The sequence below is a fragment of the Oleiphilus sp. HI0067 genome (assembly GCF_001635735.1).
Genome location: NZ_LWFI01001193.1, coordinates 1 through 915, shown reverse-complemented (window position 1 = coordinate 915; position 915 = coordinate 1). Strand labels below are relative to the sequence as shown.

The window sequence follows — 915 nt, the reverse complement described above, 5'->3', positions numbered from 1 at the left end:
CTCGTAGAAGGTATGAACGTTGAAGATCTTATCTACGCAGCTGGTGGTTTAACTGAGAAAGCCTATAAGCTTAGCGCTGAGATCAATCGTACTGATTTCGATGATCAGCAAAAACGAATTCAAGCGCGTTATGAAATTGACCTGAGTATGGCGTCAGGGCGCGAGTTTGAATTTAAATCGCGCGATGTGCTCCAAATTCGGGCTATTCCAGAATGGGTTGAAAACCATTTCGTAGAGTTAAAAGGCGAAGTGCGTTTCCCAGGCGTGTACCCGATTCATAAAGACGATGAACTACGCGATGTTCTTAAGCGGGCGGGTGGTGTGACGGATTATGCTTATGTGCCTGGTGCAGTATTTACGCGTATCGAGTTAAAAGAACAGCAAGAGAAACGCTTGCAAGAAATGCAGCGCCGTTTGGCAGAAGACATCGCCAAAGCGCAGCTTGTTGAAAAAGATGCATCGCGTCGTAGTGGTGATATCGGTAAAGCACAAGAGCTACTTGCTCAATTGCAACAAACGCCAGCGCTAGGACGTTTAGTGATTGATCTGCGCAAAGTACTAGCCGAAGACCTTGATTACAGTATTCCGCTACAAAATGGTGATGCGCTAACCATTCCTTCACGCAAGAACAGTGTTACTATTATTGGTGAAGTGCAGTTGCCTATCTCGCAGGTATTCGAACCGAAGCTTGATTACACCGATTACATCGAGCGTAGCGGTGGTACAACAGACAAAGCGGATGAAGATCGTATTTACATTATTAAAGCAAATGGTGGCGTACAACTGCCTGATAGCGGTCATTGGTTTGCCAGTAATGACGCGCAAATGGAGCCAGGTGATACGGTTGTCGTGCCACTAGATGCAGACAAGCTAGACCAGTTAGTACTTTGGCGTGACGTGAGCCAGATTTTCTAC

General features: G+C 46.2%; 1 protein-coding gene. It reads left to right on the top strand.

Going from position 1 to position 915, the window contains the following annotated elements:
• A partial coding sequence (locus A3739_RS17755) for an SLBB domain-containing protein (RefSeq protein ID WP_197472406.1) occupies positions 1–915 on the top strand: 915 nt, incomplete at both ends.